Source organism: Streptomyces muensis (genome assembly GCF_021474425.1).
In the GTDB taxonomy this organism is placed as follows: domain Bacteria; phylum Actinomycetota; class Actinomycetes; order Streptomycetales; family Streptomycetaceae; genus Streptomyces; species Streptomyces muensis.
This window is the reverse complement of the sequence record NZ_JAKEIP010000110.1, coordinates 1-26,658: the sequence shown is the minus strand read 5'-3', so window position 1 is coordinate 26,658 and position 26,658 is coordinate 1. Positions and strand designations below refer to the sequence as shown.

At 68.2% G+C, this 26,658-nt stretch carries 20 protein-coding genes; 14 read left to right on the top strand and 6 right to left on the bottom strand.

Annotation, left to right across the window (positions count from 1 at the left end; genetic code table 11):
* Positions 1–242 precede the first annotated feature (242 nt).
* From L0P92_RS24385 to L0P92_RS24375, 3 genes are read left to right on the top strand one after another with little or no spacing between them, the layout of a single operon-like run.
* A complete protein-coding gene (locus L0P92_RS24385; RefSeq protein ID WP_234765036.1) occupies positions 243–644 on the top strand; it encodes a very short patch repair endonuclease in 402 nt (133 codons plus the stop codon).
* Positions 641–1,636 carry a DNA cytosine methyltransferase gene (locus L0P92_RS24380; protein WP_234765034.1) on the top strand — a complete coding sequence of 332 codons (996 nt, stop codon included), beginning with the start codon at positions 641–643 and terminating at the stop codon, positions 1,634–1,636. The genes L0P92_RS24385 and L0P92_RS24380 overlap by 4 nt, the downstream gene beginning before the upstream one ends.
* Positions 1,637–1,647: 11 nt before the next feature.
* Positions 1,648–3,024 carry a DNA cytosine methyltransferase gene (locus L0P92_RS24375; protein ID WP_234765032.1) on the top strand — a complete coding sequence of 459 codons (1,377 nt, stop codon included), beginning with the start codon at positions 1,648–1,650 and terminating at the stop codon, positions 3,022–3,024.
* A 50-nt stretch (positions 3,025–3,074) separates the two neighbouring features.
* Here L0P92_RS24375 and L0P92_RS24370 read toward each other — a convergent pair whose 3' ends face one another.
* From L0P92_RS24370 to L0P92_RS24360, 3 genes are read right to left on the bottom strand one after another with little or no spacing between them, the layout of a single operon-like run.
* Positions 3,075–3,953 (bottom strand): DUF6339 family protein, encoded by an 879-nt coding sequence (locus L0P92_RS24370; protein ID WP_234765031.1) that lies wholly within the window; start codon positions 3,951–3,953, stop codon positions 3,075–3,077.
* Positions 3,950–4,945, bottom strand: a complete 996-nt coding sequence (locus L0P92_RS24365; RefSeq protein WP_234765029.1) for a hypothetical protein — start codon at positions 4,943–4,945, stop codon at positions 3,950–3,952. Before L0P92_RS24365 ends, L0P92_RS24370 begins: the two co-directional genes overlap by 4 nt.
* Positions 4,946–4,948: 3 nt before the next feature.
* Positions 4,949–7,129: a helix-turn-helix transcriptional regulator gene (locus L0P92_RS24360; RefSeq protein ID WP_234765027.1), complete on the bottom strand. Its 2,181-nt coding sequence runs from the start codon at positions 7,127–7,129 to the stop codon at positions 4,949–4,951.
* Positions 7,130–7,651: 522 nt separating this feature from the next.
* Here L0P92_RS24360 and L0P92_RS24355 point away from each other — a divergent pair.
* The 5 genes from L0P92_RS24355 (at position 7,652) to drmB (ending at position 19,843) form a co-directional block, all read left to right on the top strand.
* On the top strand, positions 7,652–7,855 hold the full coding sequence (locus tag L0P92_RS24355) for a hypothetical protein (protein ID WP_234765026.1): 204 nt from the start codon (positions 7,652–7,654) through the stop codon (positions 7,853–7,855).
* Between the two features lie 198 nt (positions 7,856–8,053).
* Positions 8,054–12,826: a DEAD/DEAH box helicase gene (locus tag L0P92_RS24350; protein ID WP_372497313.1), complete on the top strand. Its 4,773-nt coding sequence runs from the start codon at positions 8,054–8,056 to the stop codon at positions 12,824–12,826.
* Positions 12,823–14,727 carry a UvrD-helicase domain-containing protein gene (locus L0P92_RS24345; protein WP_234765024.1) on the top strand — a complete coding sequence of 635 codons (1,905 nt, stop codon included), beginning with the start codon at positions 12,823–12,825 and terminating at the stop codon, positions 14,725–14,727. Before L0P92_RS24350 ends, L0P92_RS24345 begins: the two co-directional genes overlap by 4 nt.
* Positions 14,724–17,981 (top strand): helicase-related protein, encoded by a 3,258-nt coding sequence (locus tag L0P92_RS24340; RefSeq protein ID WP_234765021.1) that lies wholly within the window; start codon positions 14,724–14,726, stop codon positions 17,979–17,981. Before L0P92_RS24345 ends, L0P92_RS24340 begins: the two co-directional genes overlap by 4 nt.
* The gene (gene drmB / locus L0P92_RS24335; protein ID WP_234765019.1) at positions 17,978–19,843 is read left to right on the top strand and encodes an MrfA Zn-binding domain-containing protein; all 1,866 of its coding nucleotides are present in this window, start codon (positions 17,978–17,980) and stop codon (positions 19,841–19,843) included. Before L0P92_RS24340 ends, drmB begins: the two co-directional genes overlap by 4 nt.
* A gap of 134 nt (positions 19,844–19,977) precedes the next feature.
* Here drmB and L0P92_RS24330 read toward each other — a convergent pair whose 3' ends face one another.
* Entirely contained in the window at positions 19,978–20,637 is a 660-nt protein-coding gene (locus L0P92_RS24330) for an ATP-binding protein (protein ID WP_234765017.1), read from the bottom strand.
* Between the two features lie 214 nt (positions 20,638–20,851).
* On the opposite strand from L0P92_RS24330, the gene L0P92_RS24325 reads away from it, so the two are divergent.
* The 3 genes from L0P92_RS24325 to L0P92_RS24315 all read left to right on the top strand — a co-directional run bounded on the left by L0P92_RS24325 (position 20,852) and on the right by L0P92_RS24315 (position 22,292).
* Positions 20,852–21,700 (top strand): helix-turn-helix domain-containing protein, encoded by an 849-nt coding sequence (locus L0P92_RS24325; protein WP_234765016.1) that lies wholly within the window; start codon positions 20,852–20,854, stop codon positions 21,698–21,700.
* A gap of 32 nt (positions 21,701–21,732) precedes the next feature.
* Positions 21,733–21,915 carry a DUF397 domain-containing protein gene (locus L0P92_RS24320; RefSeq protein WP_308289752.1) on the top strand — a complete coding sequence of 61 codons (183 nt, stop codon included), beginning with the start codon at positions 21,733–21,735 and terminating at the stop codon, positions 21,913–21,915.
* An 80-nt stretch (positions 21,916–21,995) separates the two neighbouring features.
* Complete coding sequence (locus tag L0P92_RS24315) at positions 21,996–22,292, top strand: DUF6247 family protein (RefSeq protein WP_234765007.1); 297 nt, start codon at positions 21,996–21,998, stop codon at positions 22,290–22,292.
* A gap of 418 nt (positions 22,293–22,710) precedes the next feature.
* On the opposite strand, the gene L0P92_RS24310 is transcribed toward L0P92_RS24315, so the two are convergent.
* Both L0P92_RS24310 and L0P92_RS24305 read right to left on the bottom strand, forming a co-directional pair.
* Entirely contained in the window at positions 22,711–23,442 is a 732-nt protein-coding gene (locus L0P92_RS24310; protein ID WP_234765006.1) for a dienelactone hydrolase family protein, read from the bottom strand.
* Between the two features lie 155 nt (positions 23,443–23,597).
* Positions 23,598–24,065, bottom strand: coding sequence for a winged helix DNA-binding protein (locus tag L0P92_RS24305; RefSeq protein ID WP_234765004.1), 468 nt, complete (start codon positions 24,063–24,065; stop codon positions 23,598–23,600).
* A gap of 470 nt (positions 24,066–24,535) precedes the next feature.
* On the opposite strand from L0P92_RS24305, the gene L0P92_RS24300 reads away from it, so the two are divergent.
* The 3 genes from L0P92_RS24300 (at position 24,536) to L0P92_RS24290 (ending at position 26,069) form a co-directional block, all read left to right on the top strand.
* Positions 24,536–24,787 (top strand): hypothetical protein, encoded by a 252-nt coding sequence (locus L0P92_RS24300; RefSeq protein ID WP_234765002.1) that lies wholly within the window; start codon positions 24,536–24,538, stop codon positions 24,785–24,787.
* Between the two features lie 274 nt (positions 24,788–25,061).
* Complete coding sequence (locus L0P92_RS24295; protein ID WP_234765000.1) at positions 25,062–25,766, top strand: YqeB family protein; 705 nt, start codon at positions 25,062–25,064, stop codon at positions 25,764–25,766.
* Between the two features lie 72 nt (positions 25,767–25,838).
* Positions 25,839–26,069: a hypothetical protein gene (locus tag L0P92_RS24290; protein ID WP_234764998.1), complete on the top strand. Its 231-nt coding sequence runs from the start codon at positions 25,839–25,841 to the stop codon at positions 26,067–26,069.
* Positions 26,070–26,658: the final 589 nt, after the last annotated feature.

Sequence of the window (26,658 nt, the reverse complement as noted above, 5' to 3'; positions counted from 1 at the left end):
GGGGGGGGGGGGGTGGGTGGGCCGCCTATGCGGGGGGCGGGGTGTGGGTGTGGGGCGGGGCGGGAGTATGGGGAGTGCCACGGGGCGTAGCCCAGGGCAAACAGGGAGAAGAGCCCTCCGCAACGCCTGATCGCACGCGAGTGGACCTCACCGCGCAAAGGGAGGCCATGCGCGTTCCTCCACGCCGGCAGAATGTTCATGTGCCTGGTGCCGTCCCCTCATCCCCCGAAGTCTCAGCACGCATGTCCCGGCAGCTCAGCAAGGACACGAGGGCCGAGCTGGTCGTGCGACGCCTTCTCCATGCGGCGGGCTTGCGTTACCGCGTGGAGTACCCGGTACCCGGCATGGCTCGGCGCCGGATCGATGTGGCGTTCACCGGGGCGAAGGTGGCCGTTCTGATCGACGGCTGCTTTTGGCACGGGTGCCCGCAGCACGCGACACAACCGAAGGCCAACGCGCAGTGGTGGCGTGACAAGCTCGACCGGAACATGGCCCGCGACCGGGAGACGACGGAGCACCTCATCGCCGAGGGCTGGACGGTGCTGCGGTTCTGGGAGCACGAGGCTCCCGAGGAGGTGGCCGTACGGGTGGGGGCGGCCGTGGAGCGGCGTCGTGCGGAACGGACCAAGGGGAGGAAAGCATGAGTGGCCTGACCTTCGTCGACCTGTGCTCGGGTGCGGGCGGGCTCGCACTCGGGCTGGAGAGGGCGGGGTTCGAGCCGCGCCTGCTGCTGGACGACGACGAGGACGCCGTCCAGACTCTGCGGACCAATCGACAGCACTGGAACGTGCTCCACACCGACCTGTTGGGCTTCGACCCGAACGATCATCGCGAGAGCCATGACGTGGACCTTCTCGCGGCGGGCCTGCCCCGGGTGAAGTCGAGTGCGACCGTGAAGCGGTCGGATTCGGATGTGGAGGTGCGACTGCTGGAAGCCACCGTCTATCTCGTCCACGCGATCCGGCCCCGAGCTGTGCTCATCGAGAACGTTCCCGGGCTCGCCCACGCGGACGAGTATCAGGCGTTCCGGGACTTCGCCCGAGCCGAACTGGCCCACCTGGGATACGAGTTCAGTTGGTTCGTCGTCAACGCCGTCGACTTCGGCGTGCCGCAGAACCGCAAGCAAGGCATCCTGGTCGCCATCGGACGGCGATGGGCCTCGGCATTCCGACGGCCGGCACCCACCGTTCAGGAGCCGATGACGGCTGGCGCCGCGTTGGGGCCGAGCATGGCGTCACGAGGATGGGCGGACGCTCCTCGCTGGGCCGCCCAGGCGGATCAGCCGGCTCCGACACTGGTCGGAGGCTCGAAGAACCGAGGTGGCGCCGATCTGGGACCGACCGGGGCCAAGCGAAAATGGGCGACCATGGGTGTCAACGCGCACACCGTGGGTGACACGGTCCCTGGCCCGGACTTCGTCTGGGATCCCGAACTCGGCAGGGACAACATGGTCAAGATCACGGTTGAGCAGGCGGCGCTGTTGCAGGGCTTCCCGGCAACGTGGGAGATCGCCGGACGCAAGACCGCCCGGTACCGTCAGGTCGGGCACGCTACGCCGCCGCCCGTCGGAGCGGCCCTGGGGCGAGCCATAGCCGAAGCGCTGGTTGGGGATCCAGCACTCCCCGTGGCCGGCTAGACTTCCGCCACATGACCAGCACGGCGTCCCATCAACCCATCCTCGACAAGCCTTTCGTCCTGGACCTCTTCGCAGGTCCCGGAGGGCTGGATGTCGCCGGGCACGCGCTCGACATCCCGAGTCTCGGCATCGAGTGGGACAAGAGCGCGTGTCTCACGCGATACGCGGCGGGGCTGGACACCCTCCACGCCGATGTGAGCGCGGTACGCAGGGACGCCTTCGAGTCGCTGCCGCCGGAGATCAACGTGCTGGCAGGTGGCCCCCCGTGCCAGACGTACTCGGTGGCCGGGCACGGCGCCGGGCGCCAGACCCTGGACAGGGTCAAGGAGTACATGGAACGGCTGCTGGCGGGGGAACCCGACGAGGAGATCGACAAGGATCTGAAGACCCTCAGCGATCCACGCACCGCACTGGTCCTGGAACCTCTCCGCTATGCCATTCAGGCGACCCGAAGCCCTAACCGGGAGAAGCGCCCGTACGACGTCATCGTCCTGGAACAGGTCCGCGAGGTCAAAGAGCTCTGGAAGCACTACGCCAAGGTGCTGGAGGAGACAGGGCTCCCCGACGGGACCAAGTACAAGGTCGTCGTCGATGTCCTCGACACCGAGACCTACGGGGTTCCGCAGACGCGGGACCGCGCGGTGCTGATCGCTCGGCGTGAAGGGCTTGGTGAGCCCTCGCTCCCCTCGCCGACCCACCATTCCTACGGAGCCAAGGAATGGAACCGAAGGAACGGGAAGAACGAACAGGACCAGGCCGCGGGTCAGGTCCATCAGCCGACTCTCTACGACGGCAACGAGCCGGAGCCCGACGAGCACCGGGCGACAGGCGACGATCTGCTGCCCTGGAGGTCGATGGGTGATGTCATCGCGAACCCGGTGGGCTCACATCCGGGGCGCCCCACTCCGTTCCTGGTTCGCTCGAACTACGGCAGCTCCCGCCACCCCGGACGACGAGGCGTGCGAGGCGACCGGCAGCCCGCCTTCACCGTCACCGGCAAGATCAGCCGCTTCGTGGTCTTTCAACACCTCACCGAGAGCATCGTCCACGAGGGCGCACGGTTCAGCATGAATGAGGCGGGGATGCTGCAGAGTTTCCCGCCGGACTATCCGTGGTCCGGTACCGCGCAGGCCCAGCAGGTGGGCAACGCCGTACCGCCCTTGTTCGGTGCGCACCTGCTGAGCGCCGCGCTCGGGCTTCCCAGGCCGGGCCCGAACGACCTGCGGAAGCCGTGGCAGCCGGCCACGGAAGAGCAACGGGCCAAGCTGCGAAGCAACGGCTGCGGGGCCCCCGACGCCTGCACCGACAGGTGTCCGCAGGCCAAGGACCAGGTGCCGCCACCCTCTTCCATGCGCCCGCGCAAGACGAAGAAGGCGCCGGCGACGTAGTCGGCGAGCACGACGCGGACGGCGCTGCGGCAGCTCGCCACAGCGCCGGGTCAGTCTCCGCTCTTCCTGCCCCTGACGGGCGCGGTCTCGAACAGTTCCGTGAAGTAGCCGGTGAGCGCGGCCACGGATTCCTCCGGGACGGGGTCCTCGTCGGGCCCGTTCGGGAGTTCGTACCGCTCGACCGGTGGTGCCGATTCCGCTTCCGCGATCCAGTCCCGCAGCGCGGCGGGATCCCTGGGCTCGTCCGGTGCGAGGACGTCGTAGGTCAGGGTCGCTCCGGCCGTACTGATCGCCACGCACAGACCGTTGATCTCTCGCCCGGTGGTGACGAGCCCGCTCCGCAGGAGACGGACCAGGGCCTGGGCGGTGGGACGGTGGTCGATCACATCCATCCGCAGAACGGTGTGGACGAGGTCCTGATTTCCACAGGCGTCCGCGACCGGCCCGTAGTCCGGTCCGTTCCGGAACAGCTCAGCGGCCCACCACAGACGGGAGAAGCACTGGCGGTCCGCAGGGCCGCGGAAGCGCTCCGCGACGATGCGCCGTTCCGGCCTGTTCACCGTCGGCTCCGACAGGTGGCGCCAGGCGACGTAATCGGGGGCCACCGCCAGGGCGATGTGGTTCCACAGACGCTTGTCCGCAGCCTCTCGCCGCGTCAGGCGCAGCGTGGCATGGAGCCGGGGCGCCAACCACGCGTCGGCTCGGGTGCGGTCCTCCCGGAACTCGAACATGGCGTCTTCCACCAGGCTTCGGATCGGCTCGACCCACCACCTGGAGTCGTCCTCGGGGAGCGGCTCGACGACCTTGGCGAGATCGATACCGCCGTGGACCTGTTCGCCTTTGAGCAGTTCCTCGGTGAGGAACGGATCGACGGCCGAGGTGGCGAGCAGTCCCAGGCGCTCCGGTACATGGCTCGGTTGTGTGATCACGTCTCACTCTCGCGGTTCATCTGTTCCAGACTGCGGATGACATAGGCGAGCGCCTTGGTGGCGTCGGCCCGGCGGACCGCCGCGTAGTGGATGCGCGTCTGGAGCTCCACCCAGCCCGAGTCGCCGGTGCGCCGGCGGTGGACCTGTCGTAGGGCCTCCTCGACATGGACGCCGGGAACGACGTCCGGGAGCATCTCGCGCAATACCTCGCCCTGCCAGTCGGTCGGGAAGACCGGACCGGCGCCGGGTTCCACCTCCAGATCGCCGATGGCGCCGTGGAACACAGCGGTCCAGACATCGGTGGCCATCTGGGCGATCAAGAGGTCACGCACCTTGCTCTCGACACCCGAGCCGTTGCTGTCCAACAGGCCCATGACGCCCTCGACATCGGTGTTCACGAACACGGTGGGGACTCTGGCCGAGACGTCCACGATCCAGGGGGCGTCGGCGTAGGCCTGGAGCCACTCCCGGGAGCTTCTCTTGAACGATGCCGTCTGGACGTCGAGTTGGAGTCCACGGACCGGCTCGTCGGAGGCCGTGTCGACGAGCCAGCTCCGGTCGGTCTCGGCGATCGATCGTCCACGCACTCCGTCCACGGTCCCGACCGCGTACACGGCGAGGGAGGCTCGCCCCATGTGGTCGTCACGGAGCAGTTCCACCGATCCCGACCAGTCCCGTCCGTCCGGCGCGTCACGCGTGAGCTCCGCGGAGGTGCGGACATTGGTCTCGCCGTCCGTCAGCACGGCGAGGACACACAGATCGGACCAGGCCGCGTCCGGCGCGTTCGCCCCGGGCGGCAGCGTCGCCGAGAGGCCGATCGTGGCGCTGACCCAGTCGGTGTGGCCCGCGATGCCGAGCGCGACGGCCTGCTGCTGGGTCGAGTACGCGGTGGTCTCCAACTGGTCGCGGGTGCCGTCGGAGAGCTTGAGGGAGACCGAGGTCACCCTGAGCGTGATCGGCCGGTTGAGCCGCTTGTACGGGTAGATCTTCACGCGTCACTCCCCCTTGCCGGCACGGAGTTCGACGACGAGGCGGGTGAGGGTGGTCCTGACCGGGTGGCTGGTGACGTCGGTGGCTCCTTGGAACTTCGCACGACGTGTGCCGGGCGGGAAACGCAGGGTGCCGTCCTCCACTTCGCAGCCCTCGACCGCCACTAGCTCCGCCCAGTCCAGCTTCGGACGGCCTCCGGAACGCACGTCCAGTTGCGCGACGGGCACCATCGGGACGATCTCGTCGCCCCGTGGGATGCTCACTTCGGCGGTGATCCTCCACTCCCCGTCGTCGCCGACCGTCGCGTCGAGCTTGTCCAGCACCGGAACCACCGGCCCCGCGGGCGCTTTCGCCTTGGGCCGCGTTCTCACGGTCAACGCCTTGCGCACGGCCTCACCGCCTTCGCGGCTGCTGCGCTTCGGCCGTGCGACAAGTTCCCTGACCGCATTGTTGACCTCGGCGGTCAGCGCGTTGATCCGCCGGTATGCGGACGGAGACCAGCGCAGAGTCAGCTCCTCCGTCTGTCCCCAGCGGTCGTGCTCGGGCGGTTCCGCAGCGCGAAGGAACTCCTCGGCCTCCTTCGCGAAGGGGGCCGTTTCTCCGGCTGCCTCGCCCACCAGCAGAACGGCCTGGAAGGGGTTGGTCCCGATCGGCAACCTCTGGACCCCGGCCCTCTTGACGGTCATGCGGTTGCCGCGCAACGAGTGCACCTGGTTCTTCCCCCCGTCCGCATCCCTGTCGCCCTCGGCCTCGGTGACCAGCAGGACCGCCTGGTGCGTACCGAGCGTTCCGTGGGCGCCGCCGGAGAGCGGCAGCTTCAGCGGAACGCTCCGCGCCGCGACCTGCCCGGACTCGGTGAGACGATCCACCGTGGTGCCCTCGTAGTGCGCCCTCAGGGCACGCGTACGGGAGGGCTGTTCGGCCGACGGGTCCACCTGCTTCTCCGGCACGACCTCCTTGCCGTTCTGCAGGGCACGGACAGAGACCTCCAGCAGGGGGAGCCTGCTGCCGCCGCCTGTCATCGCGGCCCAGAAGTCACGCCCCAACGCCTCCACCAGACGGCCATGCATCTTGCGGATGTCACGTGTGTCCTCGTCGCCCTCCTCGTCACCGACGGACTCGTCGTCGGCGTCGGACTTCCCCTCCAGGCTGGCCACATCGTGTGCGCCGACGATGAGGAAGGACGTACCGGGCTCGTCGCTCTCCCTGTTCAGATGCAGGCGTGCCACGGTCTCCTCGTCCGCCCACCAGGAGCGGGCCACCATGGCACCGGGAGAATCAGGGTCGGGGCGCCCGAACCATGCGGGGCCCGCGTACGGCTCGCCGTCCACCTCGCGCCAGGGCAGTTCGAGACGGCCGATGACCCTTCGCTCGGTGCGTCCCTCGTGGGGCACGGACAGAGTGGAGTTGATGAGCACGAGTCCGAGGGCGCTGGTGGCCCACAGCGTCGCCTTGCCCAGACCGTACGAACCACCCGCGCCGGGCCCGGACTTCAGGCTCTCCAACTGACGCCTGACCACGGCGGCGAACTTGCCGTCCGCGTAGTCGTCGCCGATGAGCCCGGAAGCGTTGTAGTCGTCGACGCGCAGCAGGACCAGACGGCCCTTCTCGTACATGTCGCGCACCCCGGCGTCCACGACCCGGCCGACCTTCTGGTTGCCGGCGGCCTCCGAGACGGCGGAGTAGTGCGGAAAGAGGTCGTTCCAGAGGATCGCCTCGCGGAAGGCGTCCAGGGCCTCGCCGGTCAGCTCGTGCAGGGTGTAACGGACCCGAACCGGGCGGCCGTTCTCCGTCAACCGCTCGTCGAGGCTGTTCTGGCAGGTCTCGCGAGCCAGGACCTGCACGTCGGCGTCGAAGGCGAAGGCGGCGGCGTTGCCCAGGTCACGGCCGCCGTCGTGGTAGCCCGGGCGGTGGTACCAGGTGACGGGGAGGCCGGCCTGGGTGTCCGTGGTGCGGGTGTGCACCGTGCCCACATCGGTGCCCAGCGCCTTGGCGATGTCCATCATGACGGTCGGGCGGGGAGTCGACCTGCCGGTGATCCACGCGGACACAGCGGCCCGGGTCAGGTTGAGTTCGTCGGCCAGTTCGGCCTGCGTCTTCCCCGCGAGCTTGAGCTGTCGGGCCAGCCAGGGCCCGAACTCCTCGCCTGTCTCCACGCGCCGCCTGCTCTTTCCTCGGAGTCCCATGCTGATCGCATGTTGTGGACCATCAGGCTAATTTGACACGCACGGGAGCGTCAACCAACAGTTGATCGATCTCGATCGCGTGCATCACCTCAGCAAGTGTCCGACTTGCCTCGAATGATCAGGTTTCGACCGGGATGAACCACTTCCGCAAGCGGAAGGATCAACTCCCCCCAGACGAACGGGAGTTGATTGACACGTTCGAGTGAGTGCCGATAGCGTCGTTGACGATGGGGATCCCATCTCGCTCGCAGAACCCGAAAACGGGAAGCCCGGGCGGCCGTGGGGAAAGTGCGCCCAAATTCCAACCATATACCCGACCGACACCACTGCAAAGATCTCCCACGGGACGCCCTTCCGAAAAGGGCTGGCCACACAAGACGTCCATCCGCTAGCTTTTTTGGAGGGGTAGTAAGTCTCGACGGAAGCACCAAATCTCCTATTTCATTTCACACGGGGGACGTGTGCCTGAATGCACCCCTGTGCAATTGCACGATGCGACGACCGACAGGGGTGCACCACTCGATGAATGAACAGGACAGCGATTCGCTCGACTCGCTTCGGGATTCCAGCTCGTTCGAGCTGAGGATCAAGACCGCAGAAAGCATGGTCGAAGTTCTGGAGATTCTCCACGAGCACGACCTGTCCGAGGAGGATTTCACCAACAGGTTCCCCGTCCTGGCCAAGCTGTTCCAGGGGCTGCCGAACGAGACCGCTCCCCCTGGCTGACCCCCAGAGCCCCAAGCTTGTCCGGGGGTCTCGGTCTCGCAACAACCAACGTCTTCACCGCGAGTTCTCCGCTTCACGACGGCACTGTGGGATACCCCCCGCGCCATGACGAACGAACACGGGCCGGCCGACGACCGGCGGCCGGCCCGCCGCTCGAACCTTCGCCCGAACCTTTGACAGCCCAGGAGCGCAGAAGCAGTGCCGTCTTCGTCCTCTCCAGTAATCAAAACCGTTCTCGAACAGTCCTCGCGTGTCCTGCAGACATACGCCGTGGACCCCGGCCTTGTGGCCGAGCACGCCAATGGAGAGCGCCGTATCACCCAGGGCGGATATGGCGACCGCCAGCTTTTTGAGCTAGTCCAGAACGCGGCGGACGAAATGACCGGCGAGTCGGGCGGGCGCGTTTATGTCGTCCTCACAGAAACCCACCTGTACTGCGCGAACGAGGGTAGTCCGGTGTCCGCAGAAGGCGCTGAGACAATTCTTCGGATGAGCATGTCGAAGAAGCGTGGAGGCCAGATCGGGCGTTTCGGAGTGGGCGTCAAATCGGTTCTCGTGGTGACCGACGCACCGGAATTCTTCAGCAGCACCGGAAGTTTCGGATTCGACCGAGCCTGGTCGTACGAGCAGATCAAGGCCGTGCCCGGCGTGGCAGCGCGCTACGGCCCGGAGTTCGACGCCCCCGTGCTGCGGATGGCCCGACCTCTGGACGTGCAGGCAGAGCGCGCTGCCGACCACGTCCTGAACGAACTGCTGAGCTGGGCCACCACCGTCGTACGCCTGCCCCTGCTCCCGAAGGCCGACGACCGGCTGGGCCGGGACATGCACGGCGGTCGCGCCAAGGACCACGGCGAGCCCCGCGAGGAATTCCCGGCCGGCTTCCAGCTCTTCTCGCCCCACGTCGCGAAGGTCGTGCTGGAGGACCGCCGGCCCCGGCCCCTGGCCCGTCGGACTCTGACCGCCCGGCAGACCGGCGACCTGCACACCGTGGTCGAGGAGCGGACCGGGAAGGCCGTCGCCACCGACCGGTGGCGCGTGTTCACCACCACCCACGAGCCCGGTCCGAGCGCCCGCGCGGATGCCGGAGAGCTGCACGACCGGCTCTCGCTCGACCTCGCCTGGGGCGTGCCCACCCTGGAGAAGGATCCGGAGAGCGGTCTGTACGTCAGCCCCCGGTCTCGCGGACGCGGCAAGTTCTGGTCCTTCTTCCCGACCAAGTACGAGATGTCGCTGAGTGGCATCCTCAACGGCGCCTGGAAGACGAACGAGGACCGTCAGAATCTCCTCGACTCCTCCCCCTTCAACCAGGAGATGATCCGCGCGGCGGCGCAACTGGTCGTCGAGTCGCTCCCGGCCCTGGCGCCGGTCGAGGACCCGGCCGCCTACCTCCCCCTGCTGCCCGGCCGTGTGAAGGAGGCGATCAGTTGGGCGGACGAGTTTCTGACCGAAGAGATCTGGACGCGTACCGCGGTGAACGCGTCGCTGCCTGATCAGAACGGCGTGCTGCGCGTGCCGACCGAGCTGCGGGTGCACCCTCGTCCCAAGGACCCGAAGAGGGAATCGAAGTCTCTCCTGCGTTGGCTGCGGCTGTGGCACGAGTGCCCGGACCGTCCCGCCGACTGGCTGCACCCGAGCGTCGAGGTGGATTCCCTGCGCTCCGGCAAGGTCGAGCACATCCTTGGTGCGGCCAAACACCAACGAGCGGACGTTCGCGACTGGTTGGAGGCCCTCGTCGAGAGCGGCACCGCTCAGGCGTCCGCCACGGCGGTCCGCATCCTCGCCGACATGATCGAGGTCGGTTCCCCGTTCGTCGAGGAGGCCCGCAAGGCACACATCGTCCTCACCGAGGAGCACGGCCTCGTCGCCCCCGTGCACGGAAAGGTCTACCGCCGCACCGAGCAGGACGGACTGCGCGAGTCCCTCGTGTACGTGGTCGACGAGCTGGCCCAGGACCCCTCGCTGGCGCACGCGCTCGACGTCCTGGGCATTCGGGAGGCCGATGTCGAGGGTCGGTTCGACAGCGTTCTCGACCAAGGCTTCGATCACTACGGCGAATCGGACTGGGAGCGGTTCTGGGAGCTGTTCCGTCAAGCCGGTATCCGTAGGCTGGCCCACAAGGTCCTGGAGCGGGTGCCCACAGCACGCTCGACGCTCCGGGTGCGGACCGCCGGCGGTCGGTTCAGGCCGGTCGAGGACTGCATGCTCCCGGGCATCGTGGTCGATGCGAAGCGGGACCCGGGCATCGCCGTCGACATGGCGTTCCACTCCGACGACACCCCCTTCTTCTCCCAGGTCGGTCTGCGGGAACGACCGTCCGGCGGGGTCCGGCCCCAGGAGGGCGAGGCATGGTACGAGGAGTACCGCGAAGCCCTCCACGCCTCCTACCTGCGTCGCCTGGACAGTAGCGCCCCGCGCCCCGCGCTGAACCGGATGAAGGTCGAGGGTGCCGCGATCGGCGGCCCGCTCCACCTCTTCCGCGCACTCTCCGAGGAATCCCGCGCCGCCTTCCTGAAGGTGCTGCCCGACGACGCCGTGGTGGACAACTGGACGCGCCAGATCGGCGCGCAGACGGGCACTCGGCAGGCGGTGATCTCACCGATCCGGTGGATGCTGTGGAAGTACGGAACGGTCGCCACCTCCCAGGGGATCAAGCCCCTGAAGGAGGCCGTCGGCCCCCAGCTCACCGCCTACCGCGACGTGTTGCCGGTGGCCGAGATCTCTCCGGAGAAGGCCCGCAAGTTGCGGCTCCCGACCACCGTCGACGAGGTCCCCGCCGACCGCTGGGACGCACTCCTCGACGAAGTGACCCGCAGCGAGGACGACTCCTTCGTCGGCGCCACCTACGTGATGCTGACCCGGTTCGGCGCGGACTTCCCCGAGGACGCCCTGACCCGTTGCCGGATCGGCGACGCCTGGGGCACCCGCCCCGACAACGAGATCACCCTCGCCGTCGGCGCCGCCCAGTACCGCGCGCTGCGCGCCGAACAACTCCCTGCCCTGCTCGTCCCGACCGCCGACGACGCCGAGCTGATGATCGAGAAGTGGGGCATGCTCCGCTATGCCGACGTGATCAGCCTGGAGACCCGTGAAGTCACGGAGGGCGACCCCGTTCCGCTGGTCGAGCTGTTCCCCGCCCTGCGGCAGCGTCTGAACAGCGGGAACCGCAACAGCGCGGTGCAGCGGTGCAGCGAACTGGAGGAGGTCACCCGCACACCCAACGGGACGCATGCCTCCCCCGTGGACGCCGTGCGTCAGGACAGCACCGTCAAGGTCCGCGTTCCTCTGGACCCCGAGCCGATGCTGCGCCTGATCGACCGCGAACTCGGGCTGGGCCTCGGCGCCGCCGGTTGCCGTCAGGTCCTGGAGCACCAAGACCGCATGGCCCGGGACAGCGAGCTGAAAGCGGCGCAGAAGGCGGTGCGCGAGGCCGAGGACGTGGTGGCCAAGATCGAGCTGCTGATCGGTGCGGACGCGCTCCGGACCGGCCTCCCCGAGGGGTTGATGGAGGCCGAACTGCAGGCGACCGACGGTGTGGAGCCGTCCGGGCGCCGGATCGCGCAGATGGCGTTCAACGCGCACGGTGACGGAGTGCTCCAGCAGCACGTCCGGGACATCCAGGCACGCTTCCCCAACGCCCCGGTCGCATACGCGGGTTCGTCGGCGGCCGTCGCGTTCGTCTCGGAGCTGAGGCTGCCTGTCGCGTTCGCCGGTTCGAGGACCCCGTCCCCGCCTCCGTTCGAGACCGTCGAGGGCCCTCGGGACTTCCCGAGCCTCCACGAGTACCAGGAGGACCTGGTCCGGAACATCTCCACCATGCTCGACCGACTAGCGCCCCAGCGCGGCATGCTGTCGCTGCCGACCGGTGCCGGCAAGACCCGGGTCACCGCGGAGGCCGTGATCCGCTGGGTGAAGCGGGTCGGCGATCTCAAGGGCCCGCTGCTGTGGATCGCGCAGACCGAAGAGCTGTGCGAACAGGCCGTCCAGAGCTGGAGGTTCGTCTGGAGCAAGGTCGGCGCCGAACGGCCGCTCACCATCAGCAGGTTGTGGAGCACCAACGAGGTCGGGGACGTGGTCGATCACCCGCACCTGGTGGTCGCCACCGACGCCAAGCTGGAGCGGTGCCTGGGCACCGACCAGTACTCCTGGCTGCGCCAGGCCGCGCTGGTGATCGTCGACGAGGCGCACACCGCCATCTCCAAGCGATACACCGAGATCCTGAGTCAGCTGGAACTCACCCAGTACGAGACCGGTCGGCACCTCCTCGGCCTGACCGCCACCCCGTTCCGGAACCGCAACGAGGAGGAGACCCGCCGTCTCGCGGGCCGCTTCGGCAATCGGCGGCTCGACGAGGGAGTCTTCCCGTCGGGCGACCCGTATCGCGACCTCCAGGACTGGGGGATGCTCGCCCAGGTCGAGCACCGCACCCTGGAGGGCGGCCGTATCGAGCTCACCCGGGACGAGAAGACGCACGCCGATCGCATGGCCATGCTCTCCCGGTCCGCCGAACAGCGGCTCGCCGACGACCATGCGCGCAGTCGGCGCATCGTCGACTCGGTGGCCGAACTTCCGGACGACTGGCCGACGTTGCTCTTCGCCACCTCCGTCGACCACGCCAAGTACCTGGCGGCCATGCTCAACGACCGGGGCGTCAGGTCCGCCGCCGTGGACTCGACGACCAGCGCACAGGACCGTCGAACCCGCATCGAGAACTTCCGAAACGGACGCATCCGGGTACTGACCAACTACGGTGTGCTCACCCAGGGATTCGACGCTCCGGCCACTCGTGCCGTGGTCGTGGCCAGGCCGGTCTACAGCACCAATGTGTACCAGCAGATGATCGGTCGCGGACTGCGCGGACCGCGGAACGGCGGCAAGGACAGCTGTCTGATCCTCAACATCAGCGACAACATCACCAACTTCGACACCGACCTCGCCTTCAATGAGTTCGAGCACCTCTGGAGCCGGAAGTGACCGACGTCTACCAGGACAGCCCTCCGCTCACCCCCGAGCAACTGGCCGTGGTCGAGCAACCCTGGGACGCTCGTGTCCTGGTCACCGCGGGCGCCGGTGCCGGAAAGACCCACACCCTGGTACGTCGCCTCGACGCCCTGTGCGGCAACGAGGACCCCGAACAGGCCCTGGAAGCGGCCGAGATCCTGGTGCTCACCTTCTCCCGGGCCGCCGCCAGGGAGCTGCGCGAGCGGATCTCGCGACATGGGGAACGAGCGCATCGGGTGCGTGCCCGAACCTTCGACGCCTGGGCCTACGAGGTGCTTCTCCAGGCTCAGCCGGACGGCGAGTGGGCGGTGGTCGGCTTCGACGAACGGATCGCCGCCGCGACCCGGGCGATCGAGAAGGGCGCGCTGGAGACAGGCGACGCGGTGCCGCCGGCCCATGTCGTGATCGACGAGGTGCAGGACCTGTTGGGCGGGCGCCGCGAGTTGGTGGAGACGCTTCTCGACCGGTACCAGGACAGCTGCGGCTTCACCGTCGTCGGGGACGCCGCCCAGTCGGTGTACGGCTTCCAGATCGAGGATCTGAGCGAACGCACCGACGAGACCGGCCGGTTCTTCGACTGGCTGCGCTGCTCCTATCCCGACGACCTGGTGGAGTTGCGTCTCACGCGGAACTTCCGTGCCGCGACCACCGAGGCCGGGGTCGCACTGGCGCTCGGCCCTCGTCTCCAGCAGCTGAGCGATCCGGACGAGGCGGGAACGCTGTACGACGAGCTGCGCGATCTCCTCCTGGACCCGGCCAACGGAATGGGGGACATCGACGACGAGTTCACCCTGGCCGGCCTGCGGGACCTGTCCGACACGTGCGCCGTCCTCACCCGTGACAACCAGCAGGCCCTCGTGGTCTCCGGGCTGCTGCACGCGCACGGCATCGACCACCGGCTGCGGCGCCCGCTGGAGGAGCGTCCGGTGCCGTACTGGGTGGCGGAGGTGCTGCGCCGCACGGAGGCGACCGGCCTCACCGAGGACCGGTTCCGCGCTCTCCTCTCGGAGATCCCTCTGCCGTACGAACCGAATGCCGCCGCCCTGTGGACGGTGCTGCGTCGGGTCGCTCGCGGAGCGGGGCGCGGTGTGCTCGATCTGGACCGACTGCGGCGCGCGGTCGGCGAGGGAAGGTTTCCCGACGAAGCCGCTGACCCGGAGACGTCCCGGATCGTCGTCTCGACCGTGCATCGAGCCAAGGGTCTGGAGTTCGACCGGGTGATCGTCCTCACTCCACCGACCGTCGCGGAGCTCCGCAAGCGGTACGAGGAAGAGCTGGACCTCCCGGCCGAGGCCCGCGCCCTGTACGTGGCGATGACTCGTGCCCGTCAGGACCTGTACCACGTCGCCGCGCCCGAACTGCCGCACTTCAAGTGGGCCGGACGCCGGCGCCACGGCCGCCGTTACCTCGGGTCATGGCGGTCGTACGACAGGTACGGGATGGTCGCCGACGCGGGCGACGTCTGCCGCGACAACCCGCCCGGCCACGAGATGAACGCCGTGGCCACCCAGGAGTATCTCCTGGGACAGGTACGCCCCGGGGAGGAAGTGGTGCTGCGCAGGCGTCACGATCTGCCGATGGGCGACACACAGAGCCCGCCCTACGTCCTGGTACACCACGGACGGGAGATCGGCGAGGCGTCGTCCCGCTTCCGGGAGGACCTCTTCCAGGTGCAGAAGGTGAACCGTACCTGGGTTCCCTGGTGGCCCGACGAGATCCACGACCTGCGGATCGACAGCCTGGAGACAGTGACAGGCAGCGCAGCGGCCGGCGCGAACGCCGGACTCGGTGAGCGAGGTGTGTGGATCGCCCCGCGGATCATCGGCATCGGTCGCTATCGGAGAGCCGACAACCACGAGGAGCAGGGCGCATGACGCAGGTGGCAGGCCGACACTCCGAGCACTACCGGGTCCGGGACGAGGAACTCCTGGTGGGACTCCGTCGCGAACTCCTCGGCCCCTCCGAGGACGCCGAGCCGGACGACCGGGGCGAGATCCTCACCCAGGACGCGCCGATCGACCGCTATCTGACCGGCGTGCTGTATCCGCGTGCCGCGGACCAGGCCACGCAGGAACAGCAGGACGACGACGCGGGCGAACAGCAAGGCCTGGACGCCGCACCTCTGCTCGCCCGCGACGACGCCGAGGAGTCCGGCACCGCGCAGGAGGTGGGCGCCTCGGCGGACAGGCGTCCCTCCTCGATGGGTCTCACCTTCGCGGTCCGCCCGGCCATAAGCGGTTCGATCGTGGTCTCGGCCCGTGCGGCCGTCTACGAGCCCACCGACGCCGACGGCAGGCGCGTCCCGGCCCGCCGCGCCGAGGCGCGTACCACCGCCGACCAGCGGGAGCGGTGGCGGCGCAAGGAACTCGCCCTCCCTGATCAGACCATCGACGTGACCCGGCCGGATCCGAGGATGAGGATCGACCTCTCCCCGGAGGCCGCACTGCACCTCAACGTCCGACGTCTCGATCGGACCACCGACACGGTCACGATCACGGTCACGTTGATCAACACCCAGAAGGTCGGGGAGTGGGATCTCCAGGACGCCTTCTCCCTGTTCCAGTGCGGTCTGACGGTCCGGGCCGCCGATGGCTCCACCGCGTTCGTGGAGCGTCCCGCCCCCGCGGCCGGCCACGACCCGGAGATCGGCACGAGTCGGTTGCTGCACCGCCACGCCCCCACCTTCGCGGTCGGCCACGGCTGCGCGGCCGAGTGGGACTGGGCGCCGTCGCCGATCGGTGTGACCGAAGCGGAAACGCCCGCCGTTCCCGAGGTACGGAGCCAGTTCGTACCCAGCGTTGAGGTGCTTCTCACCGACTCCAACCCGGAGATCGACAGCTCGGCGCTGTCCATGCTGGGGCTGGCCGAGCAGTCCGAGGCCGAGGTCCTGGCCGCTCTGGAAGGGCTCGCCACGGGGTACGGGCACTGGATCGACCGCAAGTCGGCCGAGGCCGACGCTCTGACCGGCGGCCCGCACGAGAAGCCCGCGCGGGAGCAGGTGACGGCCTGCCGCGAGGCGCTCGACCGCATCCGTGAGGGCATCGAACTGCTGCGGACCAAACCCGATCTCATGCACGCCTTCCGTCTCGCGAACCGTGCCATGGCAGACCAGCGTGCCCGCAGCAAGTGGGTGAAGGACGGACGGGTCGGGGCCCCCGACCTGGCCGCAGGTCAATGGCGCCCCTTCCAGATCGCGTTCATGCTGCTCTGTCTGGCCGGCATCGACGACCGCGAGCACCGCGATCGTCGGATCTCCGACCTGCTGTGGTTCCCCACCGGTGGTGGCAAGACGGAGGCCTATCTCGGGTTGATCGCCCTCACGTCGTTCCTGCGTCGCATCCGCAAGGGTGTGGACGGCGGCGGCGTCACCGTCCTCATGCGCTACACGCTGCGGCTGCTCACCCTCCAGCAGTTCGAGCGCGCGGCGATCCTGCTCTGTGCCATGGAGCGCATGCGCCGCCGGACGCCCGAGCTGGGTCGTGAGGAGTTCTCCGTCGGCATGTGGGTGGGACGTTCGGCCACCCCCAACACACTGGCCGTGGCAGGCACGAAGCTCGACGAACTACGCAGGAACCTCGACAAGCGCCTCGCCACCGAGAATCCCGTCCAGTTGCACGCCTGCCCGTGGTGCGGGATCCGCCTCGACGCTCGGAACTACGAAGTCGACGAGGACGCCAAGCGGATGTACGTGCGATGCCCCGGCGCCGACTGCGACTTCACCGACGGCCTTCCCGTCCACCTGATCGACGAGGCGGTGTACGACGCTCGGCCGACGCTGGTGATCGCCACCGTCGACAAGTTCGCGTCGATGCCGTGGCGTCCGGCGACCTCCGCGCTCTTCAACCGCGACGACGACCCGGACGGCGGCACCCCTCCCCCGGATCTGATCGTCCAGGACGAACTCCACCTGATCTCCGGCCCGTTGGGAACCCTCACCGGCCTCTACGAGACCGCGGTGGACGCGCTCTCCGACCGGCCCAAGGTGATCGCCTCCACGGCGACCATCCGTCGCGCCGCCGACCAGGGACGCCACCTCTTCGCCCGCGAAGTGCGGCAGTTTCCGCCCGCCGGCCTGGACGCCCGCGACTCATGGTTCGCCGTGGAGACACCGCGCGAGGAGAAGGCGAGCCGACGCTACGTCGGCCTCCTGGCCCCCGGCACCAGCCAGTCCACCCTGCTGATCCGCACGTACGCCACCCTGTTGCACCGGGCCAAGCACGCGAAGACCGAGGACGAGGTGCGCGACGCGTACTGGAGTCTCGTCGGCTACTTCAACAGCCTCCGGCTGCTGTCCGCGGCCGAACTCCAGGTCCATGACGACGTGGTGGCCTATCTGGAGCTGCTCGCCGAGCGCGAAGGGGCGGAGGCCCGCTCGATCACCAACTACTCGGAGCTGACGAGCCGTATCGACGCCAGCGAGATCCCCACCCGCCTCAAGGGCATCGAGAAGCGGCTGCCCGACGACGACACCGTGGACGTCCTGCTCGCCACCAACATGATCGCCGTCGGCGTGGACGTGGACCGCCTCGGTCTCATGGCCGTGATGGGCCAGCCTCAGACGACCGCCGAGTACATCCAGGCCACCAGCCGGGTCGGCCGCGCCCACCCCGGCCTGGTCGCGGTCCTGCTCAACTCCACCCGATCCCGCGACCGTTCCCACTACGAGAGCTTCCAACACTTCCACTCGGCCCTGTACCGCGAGGTCGAGTCCACCTCCGTCACCCCGTTCTCCGCCCGCGCCCGCGACCGGGGGCTGCACGCGGTCATCGTCGCTCTCGCCCGCATCCTGATCCCCGCCGCCCGGCCCAACGAGGGCGCCGGCGAGGTCGAGTCGTACGAACACCTGCTCCGGGGCCGCATCAGGTCGATCCTCCTGGAGCGCGTGGGCGCGGTCGCCCGGGAGGAGACCGACGCCGTGTCCCGGACCTTCGACGAGTTCGTCGAGTGGTGGTGCTCCGAGGCCGACATCCACGGCGGCCTGCTGTTCGAGCCCCAGAGGGGCAGTCGTACCCCTTCGCTCCTGAAGGCGTACGACGACGAGTCCCCGGACACCGAGGCCTATTCCACGTTGTGGAGCCTGCGCGACGTCGACGCCGAGACCGCCCTGTTCATGGAGGGAACCCGATGACCCCGCCCCCCGCCCGCCGTCGCCGGACCGGCGCGAACGGCGCCGCTCCCGCCCACAACTTTCCGCGCCGTGGTGCGGTCCGCCGCGCCCAGGCGATCACCACGTACGGCGTCGGGTCGCTCATCGCCGTCGACCACGAGTCCTTCATCGTCTCCGGACTCGACGAGGCCGAGCAGAGCTGGAGCCGTGACGAGTCCCCGCGCATCCACGAACGGCGCCTGGCCCGACTGCTCGACGTCGACTACTTCCGGCTGCCGCCCGCTTCCGACGACACCAGCAGGGATGGCCTCCGGGTCCGGCGATTCCCCTTGATGCACTCCTGCCCCGAGTGCAATGACCTGCAACGGCACCGCGACTTCAACCCGCCCGCCGGGCGAAGCGTCTGCGGTACGTGCGAGGTCGACCTGGTCCCCTCCCGTTTCGTCGTCGCCTGCGAGGCCGGACACCTCGGCGAGTTCCCGTACTGGCAGTGGGTGCATCGCTCCACGGACCGCGGTACCACGACGGCCGGGCAGTGCGGCGGAAAGCTCAAGATGCGTACGACCGGGCGCACTTCCTCGCTCCGCTCCATCCTCGTCTCCTGCACCTGTGGGCAGGCTCCCGAGGTCTCGATGGAGGGTTCCTTCCGCAGGCGCGCGCTCAAGGACCTGGGTCTCAAATGCCGAGGCACCCGCCCGTGGCTCGGCGCGTCCGCCCTTGCTCAGGAGTGCGGGCTCCCCCTGCGCACGTTGCAGCGTGGTTCGTCGGCGGTGTGGCAGCCGGTGCTGAAGTCTGCGCTGTCCATCCCGCCTTGGAGCGACGGCCGCTCGGATCCACTCGCCGAACACTGGGAGCAACTGCGCGAGCTGAACAGTCGAGCAGAGGTGGAAATGTGCCTCAAGTTCGCCTTCAAGGGCGAGAGCCCCGTACCGATCGACGACGTCATGGCATTCCTCGCTGCTGAGCGGGAGGAAGACCCCGATGGCGACGAGGCCCCCTCCTTCGACCATGGTTATCGAGCCCTGCGCAACAAGGAGTACGAGCGTCTGTGCTCGGGCAACGACAAGAACGAGCACTCCCGTGACGAGCAGTTCGTCTGCGAGACCCCGCTGGGCGACCAGAGCGTGCTCGACCCGCTCGGCGTCACCGGACCGATGCTGGTCAAGAAGCTTCGCGAGGTGCGCGCCCTGAAGGCGTTCACCCGGCTCATCGACGCCGAGTCGGCCACCGACTCCGCAGAGATGCCGCTGTCCGAACGCCCCTTGCGCTGGCTCCCGGCCATGGAGGTTCGAGGCGAGGGAGTCTTCCTCCGCCTGGACGAGGATCGACTCGGCGCCTGGGAGAAGGCACCGGCCGTGGCAGCACGGGTCGAGCGGATGCGTACCGCCCATCAGCGGGCGCTGGAGCAGCGGGCCGACGACCCGAGCACTGTCGTTCCCTCCCCCGCCACCCCCCGCATGGTGCTGCTGCACACCCTGGCCCACGTCCTCATCAACGAGTGGAGCCTGGAGGCCGGCTACCCTGCCGCTTCCCTGCGCGAGCGCCTGTACGCCGCCGACGACATGGCGGGGGTACTTGTCTACACGGCGACGAGCGACTCGGCGGGCAGCCTCGGAGGTCTGGTCGCCCAAGGCGAACCTGATCGCCTCGACCGGGCGATCCGTTCGGCAGTCCACAGAGCCGAGTGGTGCTCTTCCGACCCGCTCTGCGTCGAGTCCGAAGCATCCGGCACCGGTGGAGCCAACCTCGCCGCCTGCCACGCCTGTGTGATGCTCCCGGAGACGAGTTGCGAGCACAACAACATCCTGCTGGACCGCGCGCTGCTCGTCGGTACCCCGGACGATCCTGACGTGGGCTTCTTCGCGCAGATGCTGGACCGCTGAGGTCCGACCGGCCGTAGCGCACAACCACCGATCCGCACCGTTCACGACCGATGCCTGTAGGACGGAGGCCGACCGCTGCACGGCGGCCACCGGGTAGCCTCCTGCCGTCCGGGGCCCGGATTCGGCGTGCATCGTCATCGGACTGCTTGGCGTGACTGGTCCTCGGCTCCCGCGATCTGCGCCTCGAAGTGCGTCTGTGCACGGTCCAGCACCTCGTCGGCATCGCAACCGTGGACTCTGAGCCAGTGGAGAAAGTCCGTGATGGCTGCGACCACTGCCGCTTCCGTCCGAGCGGACGTCATCCTGCTCAAGTCCGAACGGGGAGGCCACACCACAGCGCCATAGAGGCTCAGCAGGGCCTCAGCGCGCAGTACGCCGGGGCCTTCCAGATGGCCGCTCGGTGAGGTGAGGCCCGTTCTGAGTTCGCACCAGGTCACCTTCCGATCAGGGTAGAGCTGGACGCCCCACCGATCGGCGACCGCATCGACAATGGCCATGCCCCGGCCGGCTTCGGCGTCGGAGTTCGCGTCGATGAGCGTGGGAAGAGCGCGCGTGTCAGGGTCGTGGACCTCAATGCGCAGATGGGTGCCGTTGATGGAGACCGCGAGGGTCGCAGGGGTGCCGCGGCCGACGTGCGTGATGACGTTGGACGCCAACTCGCTGACGCAGAGCTGGGCGCCGTCGATGACGTGGTGCAGCCCCCAGATCCCCAGATGCAAGCGCATGACCCGGCGTAGCGCGGCAACTTCCACCGGTGCCGCAGTGAAGGCCAGATCCCACGGCTTGCGTGACATGCACGCTTCCTTACTCACGAAGACCCCTTTGCCGTAGCGACACCACATGACCAGCGGAGCGTCACGGGTGCTCACGATGCGTTGTGTTGCCGACCAGAGTGCTCGCAACACATCCCGCCATGCAATGTGCAGGAAGGGATTCCCACTTCCGAGTGATTGGCAAGCACACCCCTTGGCGCGAGACTGAACACCCGCTACCAGGAGGAGGGTTGGGATGGCCGGTTCACCGACGGCGCGACGTCGTCGTCTCTCGATCGAGCTGAAGAAGCTCCGCGAGAAGAGCGCGCTCACCTGCGCCCAGGTCGGCGAGGCTCTGGACTGGAGCGGCTCCAAGGTCAACCGGATGGAGACGGGCAGCGGCCGGGTCCAGCCGTCCGACATCGAGGCCCTGTGTCGGTTCTATGGAACCAGCGACGAACTGCGCGAGTTCCTCAAGTCGCTCGCCCGGCAGGCCAAGACACGCGGTTGGTGGCAGGTGCACGGCGCCGGCGTTCCCGAGTGGTTCAACATCTACATCGGCTTGGAGCAGGACGCCTCGACCATCCGGCAGTACCAGTGTGAGTTGATCCCCGGGCTCATGCAGATCGCCCCCTATGCGCGGGAGCTCCACACGACCGGCGCGCATCTGTCCGCCGAGGACATCGACAGGGCCGTGCGTGTACGTATGGAACGCCAAACCATGCTGACGCGATCTGACGCGCCAGATGCCTGGTTCGTCGTGAACGAAGGGGCCCTTCGCCACGTCATCGGAGATCGGGCAATCATGCGAGAGCAGCTCGAACGAGTCCTGGAGGCCGCAGACTTGCCCGCCGTCACGCTCCAGGTCCTGCCCTTCGATGCAGGCACGTATCCGGTCACAGGCTCATTCACCATGCTGGGCTTCCCTGCCCAGGAAGACCCGGACATCGTGTATCGAGACGGCATCACCGATGCCGTGTACCTGGAAGGCGCGCATCATGTTCGTGAGTACACCAAGGCCTTCGACGGCCTGCGGGCCGCAGCCCTGAGCCCTCAACGCTCCATCCAATTGATCAAGACGGCACTGAAGGAATACGCAAGTTGAGCATTTCAGCCGCCGATGGCAGCCACGATCCGGTGTGGTTCAGGTCGTCGTACAGCAACGGTGCCGGAGGAGAGTGCGTCGAGTGTGCGTTGACCGCGGACGACACCCTCGTGCGGGACTCCAAGTGCGACACGGGACCTGTCATCACTGTTAGTAACGACGCGTGGCACGCCTTCCTGGGTGGTGTTCTGAAGCAGGGACGCTCGGCGCAGTGACGAGGGAGTCTCTGCAGCGGCACTCGCTCGGCTGTAGGACACTCGTCCATAGGACAGCGGACAGCAGGGAGCTGACGATCGTGAGCGCACAGTACGAGGAGACGCACCGGCCGGCGGCCCTGCCGTTGAAGACCATCGGCGACATTCGAGCAGCTCTTCGGTCCGGACACGGCTTTCCGGGCGATCGGGAGTCCTTCGAAGCAGATCTTCAGCGTGCGCTGGAGGCTTCGTCGGAGACGGACCTCAATGCTGTCGTATCGGTGATCGTCGACTACCGGGGCAGGATCCGCCTCTACCAGGATCCCGACTTCGACATCGCCGTGCAGGAGGGCATCGACCTCGCGGCACGGCTGAAGCAGGAGGCACACGGCCGGTGAGCGCCGTGATCGCAGCCGTGACGTGCGGGCGGCCGATCAAGCGAAAGCCCCCGGAGCCGAGCAAGTCCTGGAGACACTCCGGCAGGAACTGGAACAGGTGCCAGGCTCGGGTCCTGCTCGGGCGGGTCGTCAGGACGGCACCGAAGTCCGCAAGACGAGGATCGAGCCCCGCGGTGGAGTGCCAGGGCCGACAGTGGCGTACGTGTACACACCAGCACCACCGCCTCCTACTGTGGCCATCGTCTTACCGCTGAGTAGTGCCGCGTAAGGCAACGTTCGCCCCGGCGGTGTCCTTGCTGGCTCCGGAACCGCTACGTGTCCGAGCCTGAACCTTGTCAGCCACTCCGGCCAGTGCACGCTGAACGTTCCCATCGGGAACGGATCCCGGTTGGCGCGTCACGGAGTACAGGCTGCGGTGTCAGCCGAGGTGCCGGGCGAAGAACCGCAGAGTGCTGTCCATCTCGAATGCCGGGACCTCACCGTGCTTGCCGGGGTTGGCGTGCAGCGTCTTCTCGGCTGAGGCGAAGGCGTCGAAGAGGGCCAGGCTCTGGGTCCGTGGCACTCGCTCATCGTCCCATTGCACGAGGAACTCCACCGGGACGGTAATCCGCGCGGCGGTCTCGGCCGGCACCTCAGCACCGCCCAGGCCCAACACCGCCGCCCGGACCCGGGACTCGGCGGCAATCAGCGGAACCCCGATCACGCAGCCCAGCGACACACCCCAGTAGCCAACCGGGCCCATCCCCACATGACTGAGCTTCTGGACCGCGTCGAGGACTCTCTGCCATTCCGGCACGATCTGGCGGACAACGAGGGCCTGGAAGCCGGCGATCAGCGGGGCCCGTTCCTCACCGGAGTCGAGCCGGGTCTCGTACTCGGTCGCGATCCGGGTGAACTCCTCATGTTCGGGCCGGTCACCGTGGCTGGGCGCATCGACCGCCACCACGGCGAAACCGCATTCGGCCACGAAACGGCGCGCATGCTCCACGACGCCAGGAGCCTTCTTGTTCTGACCGCCGCCGTGCCCCATCAGAATCAGGGGGCGGGTCCCGTCGGCATCTCGTGGCGTCCATAGCAAGCCAGGGATGTCGCCGAGCAGAAATTGCTGTTCAAAGATGCCGTCGGACGACGTCTCGGAGGTGAAGCGCATAGCGTTTCGATCCTTTCTGGATCCCTGCTGCGGAGCGCTTTCCGAGGGCCGTCCAGCAGAGATCGGTTTGCGCATCCGAACCAAGACGACGGCCACCGGCGTCCTGCCACGAACTCACCAGAGTCCGGGGCGCTTTGTCCCGGACTCGTGGACTGTCAGGCGACCGTCCCGCCCGCGTTGCGGATCAGCCGCTGAAGCACCTTCACCGTGGTGACGTAGTCCGCGTCGTCGATGCCCTCGTGGAGGGCGGCGCGGATCGCGGGGGCGTTGCGGGCCAGGTCGACGCGGGCCTGTTCCCCGTCCGCGGTGAGCCACAGCCGGTCGTCGGCGTCCTGGGTCAGCCAGCCGCGTGAAAGGAGCCCCTCGGCCTCCGCCGCCAGGTCGTCCTCGGGACGGATGTAGGAGGTCATGGCCTCCCGCAGCTCGGGCAGGGTCATCCCCTCGCCGTCGGGCGAGATGTCGTTCACCGACAGGTTGCGCAGGAGCCAGAACTGGGGCTGGGTGTAGCCCCTTTCGGCCTGCTGAGCCCGGGTGTACGCGATAAGCGCCTCGTAGGCGACACCGGTCCAGTACGCGGCCGGCTGTCCGGCGAGTTCGGCGTCGGAGATCTGCTGGGTCGTCATGGGATGTCCCCTCCGCGTACTTCAGTGTGAAGCCCGCACACCGTGCAGGTCATGCCGAGACCGTATGACCTCAAGTGCGGTTGAGGACAAGCTCGTTGTCGCCTGCACACGCGGTCCACCGACCAGCGCGGCCTGGGTGACATCGGCCTCGTCACTGTCGACGACGGACACAGCGGCGGGGACGCTCCGTCCCGGCCAACGCGACATGGACGGCTCCATCCGCCGCCGGCTGGATCGGGGATACGTCGCCCTCACCACACGCTCGGCCAGAGCTGATGCCTCCTCACTCGGCAGGTGTCGGCTGGGGGTCCGTGCCGCCTTCCGGGGGATGCGGCGCAAGCTGATGGGCACTCATGGGCGTGCTCCATATGGCAGTCCCGATGAGCGCCGTGGGAGAGATCGGATTAGCCTCCGAAATGAGCGCAATATGGATCTTTTGGTGTGCGCTCTACTCGACCCAAGGAGGAGAAATGCGCAAGCTTCAGAGGGCCGCTCTCGCGGCCGCGATGGTCGGGACCCTGAGCCTCATAGCCACCGGCACCGCCACCGCACAGCCCGCCGATGGTCACGGTCACGGGCATGGGCACTGCAAGTCCCACGACCTGAACGTCGACATTCTCGGTCAGGTCGGGATTGCCAACGGCCTTCTGGCCAACCTGGCCAATGGCGAAGGCAGCCCTGGAGCGCAGTACAACGATGTCGGCTCCGACTGCCACCACTGAGGACGGCGCATCCGTCGTGTAGGTCGTCGTTCACCCAGAGGGCCCCGGTGCCCGGGCAACAGCCCGGCGCCTGGGCCCTCTTCGCTACCAAAGTCGCGGGTGCCATAGACCATCGGCCGATGACGGGCCGTACGGGTCCTCGTCAGACTCGGAGCGATGTTCGGCGGTAGCGGTAGCGGTAGCGGTAGCGCGGAGCACGAGGGGCATGAGGTCGGGGGACATGAGGGATACGGGGCGTTCCGGGGGGACGAGTGCGGGGGGTCGTACGGATCGTATGGAGAAGGTGGAGAAGGGCGATCCGGTGAGCGGCGAGGTCAGCGTGCTCAAGGAGTCGGCCTGGTATCTGATGCTCGTGTGTGTGGCGTGCGGGGCCGGGGCCGGGTGGCTGGTCACCCTTCTCGCCCACTGGCTCGTGACGCTGTCGTGGGCGCCGTTGCAGGGGCCGGCCAAGTTGCTCACGTCCGTGCCGGAGCCCTGGCTCGGTGTCGGTGGGGTTGTGGTGGGGGCGGGGTTGGGACTGGTCGTCGGGTTCATCGCGGTGCATGAGTCGCTGTCGGTGAGTGTGTCGCCCGGGCGTGTGGTTCTCGGCGTCAGGGACTCCTCGCAGGAGTTCGGGCGCGACGAGGTCGCTCTAGTGGTGCGGGACGGCAAGGAGCTCGTGCTGCTCGGGCCGGAGGGGATGGAGATCGCGCGGGAGGGTTGCAATCTGTCCTGGGCACGGCTGGCCGAGGTGTTTGTCGAGCATGGTTACCGGTGGGCGGATGAGGATCCGTATCGGGAGGAGTTCCGGCGCTGGGTTCCGGGGATGCCCGGGCTGCCCGAGGGGGCCGATGCCTTGCTCCGGGCTCGGGAGGCGGCTCGGAAGAAGGAGGAGAACTCCGCGGATGCCCGGGAGCTGCGTGGGGAGCTGTTGCGGCTCGGTGTCGTCGTGCGTGATGAGAAGCGGCGGCAGTACTGGCGTGTGCCGGTCGGGGGATGAGGGGTGGGGGTCGTAGCGGCGTCGCGTCGTATCGGCTGAGAGGATCGCGTCGTCCGTGGAGGGAGAAGGGGGATGAGCGTGATCCTGCTGGTGCTGGTCGGCGTTCTCGTGCTTGCCGTCGGAGGGTGTGTCTGTGTCGTGTGGGCGTCTCGGGGTGGGCCGCGGTGGGTGCGTGCGGTGGCCGCTGTGACGCTGGGGGTGGGTGAGCTCGTGCGGCGTTCGGGGAGTTCTCGTCGGGGGTCCAGTTCCGACGCCTCGGTTCTGGGTGGCTCGGACTCGGGGTCGGGGTCCGACTCCAACTGATTCGAGTCCAGTCGATTCGAGCCGATTCGAGTCGGGGAGGGTGGGCTGCGGCTTGGCCGCCCTCCCCCGTTGACCGGGAGTCGGTCCGGCCTTCGGTCAGTTCACGCAGTTGCTTCCGGGGTCCTCGGGGAATGGCTGCGGTGCCTGCGGTGACTCCTCGGCTGGTGGCTCCACAACTGGTGACTCATCAACCGGTTCTTCAACCGGCACTTCAACCGGCCCTGGCTCTACGGGAGTTGGAGTCGACGGCTCCGGCGAAGGCGGCGCGGGCGCCTCGACCTCCGGGGCTTCCGGAGCGCTCGGTGTCTGCGGCGCATCCGGTGCCTCCGGCGCGCTCGGCGCCTCAGGCTCCGGGTACCCGGCCCCCGGCCCCGCGCCCGGATCCTCCGGATCGGGCGCCTCCTGCGCCGGCACCTCCGGCTGCTCCCCCGCCGGCGGCTCAGTCACCGGCACGGCAGGACTCGGCGCGGGCTCCTCGACCACCGGAGGCTCCTCGCCCGGCAGCTCGCCCCCAACCTCCGGACCAGGCCCAGCCACAGTCCCCGTCCCCGTCCCCGGACCAGGCTCGACCTCAACCACCGCCCCGTCG

Bases quoted from the DNA above. Each gene is read 5' to 3' on its own strand.
- L0P92_RS24300 (WP_234765002.1), top strand. From the start codon at position 24,536: ATGCGCAAGCTTCAGAGGGCCGCTCTCGCGGCCGCGATGGTCGGGACC.
- L0P92_RS24340 (WP_234765021.1), top strand. From the start codon at position 14,724: ATGACGCAGGTGGCAGGCCGACACTCCGAGCACTACCGGGTCCGGGAC.
- L0P92_RS24330 (WP_234765017.1), bottom strand. From the start codon at position 20,637: ATGTCACGCAAGCCGTGGGATCTGGCCTTCACTGCGGCACCGGTGGAA.
- L0P92_RS24305 (WP_234765004.1), bottom strand. From the start codon at position 24,065: ATGACGACCCAGCAGATCTCCGACGCCGAACTCGCCGGACAGCCGGCC.
- drmB (WP_234765019.1), top strand. From the start codon at position 17,978: ATGACCCCGCCCCCCGCCCGCCGTCGCCGGACCGGCGCGAACGGCGCC.
- L0P92_RS24310 (WP_234765006.1), bottom strand. From the start codon at position 23,442: ATGCGCTTCACCTCCGAGACGTCGTCCGACGGCATCTTTGAACAGCAA.
- L0P92_RS24355 (WP_234765026.1), top strand. From the start codon at position 7,652: ATGAATGAACAGGACAGCGATTCGCTCGACTCGCTTCGGGATTCCAGC.
- L0P92_RS24325 (WP_234765016.1), top strand. From the start codon at position 20,852: ATGGCCGGTTCACCGACGGCGCGACGTCGTCGTCTCTCGATCGAGCTG.
- L0P92_RS24295 (WP_234765000.1), top strand. From the start codon at position 25,062: ATGGAGAAGGTGGAGAAGGGCGATCCGGTGAGCGGCGAGGTCAGCGTG.
- L0P92_RS24360 (WP_234765027.1), bottom strand. From the start codon at position 7,129: ATGGGACTCCGAGGAAAGAGCAGGCGGCGCGTGGAGACAGGCGAGGAG.
- L0P92_RS24385 (WP_234765036.1), top strand. From the start codon at position 243: ATGTCCCGGCAGCTCAGCAAGGACACGAGGGCCGAGCTGGTCGTGCGA.
- L0P92_RS24380 (WP_234765034.1), top strand. From the start codon at position 641: ATGAGTGGCCTGACCTTCGTCGACCTGTGCTCGGGTGCGGGCGGGCTC.
- L0P92_RS24375 (WP_234765032.1), top strand. From the start codon at position 1,648: ATGACCAGCACGGCGTCCCATCAACCCATCCTCGACAAGCCTTTCGTC.
- L0P92_RS24290 (WP_234764998.1), top strand. From the start codon at position 25,839: ATGAGCGTGATCCTGCTGGTGCTGGTCGGCGTTCTCGTGCTTGCCGTC.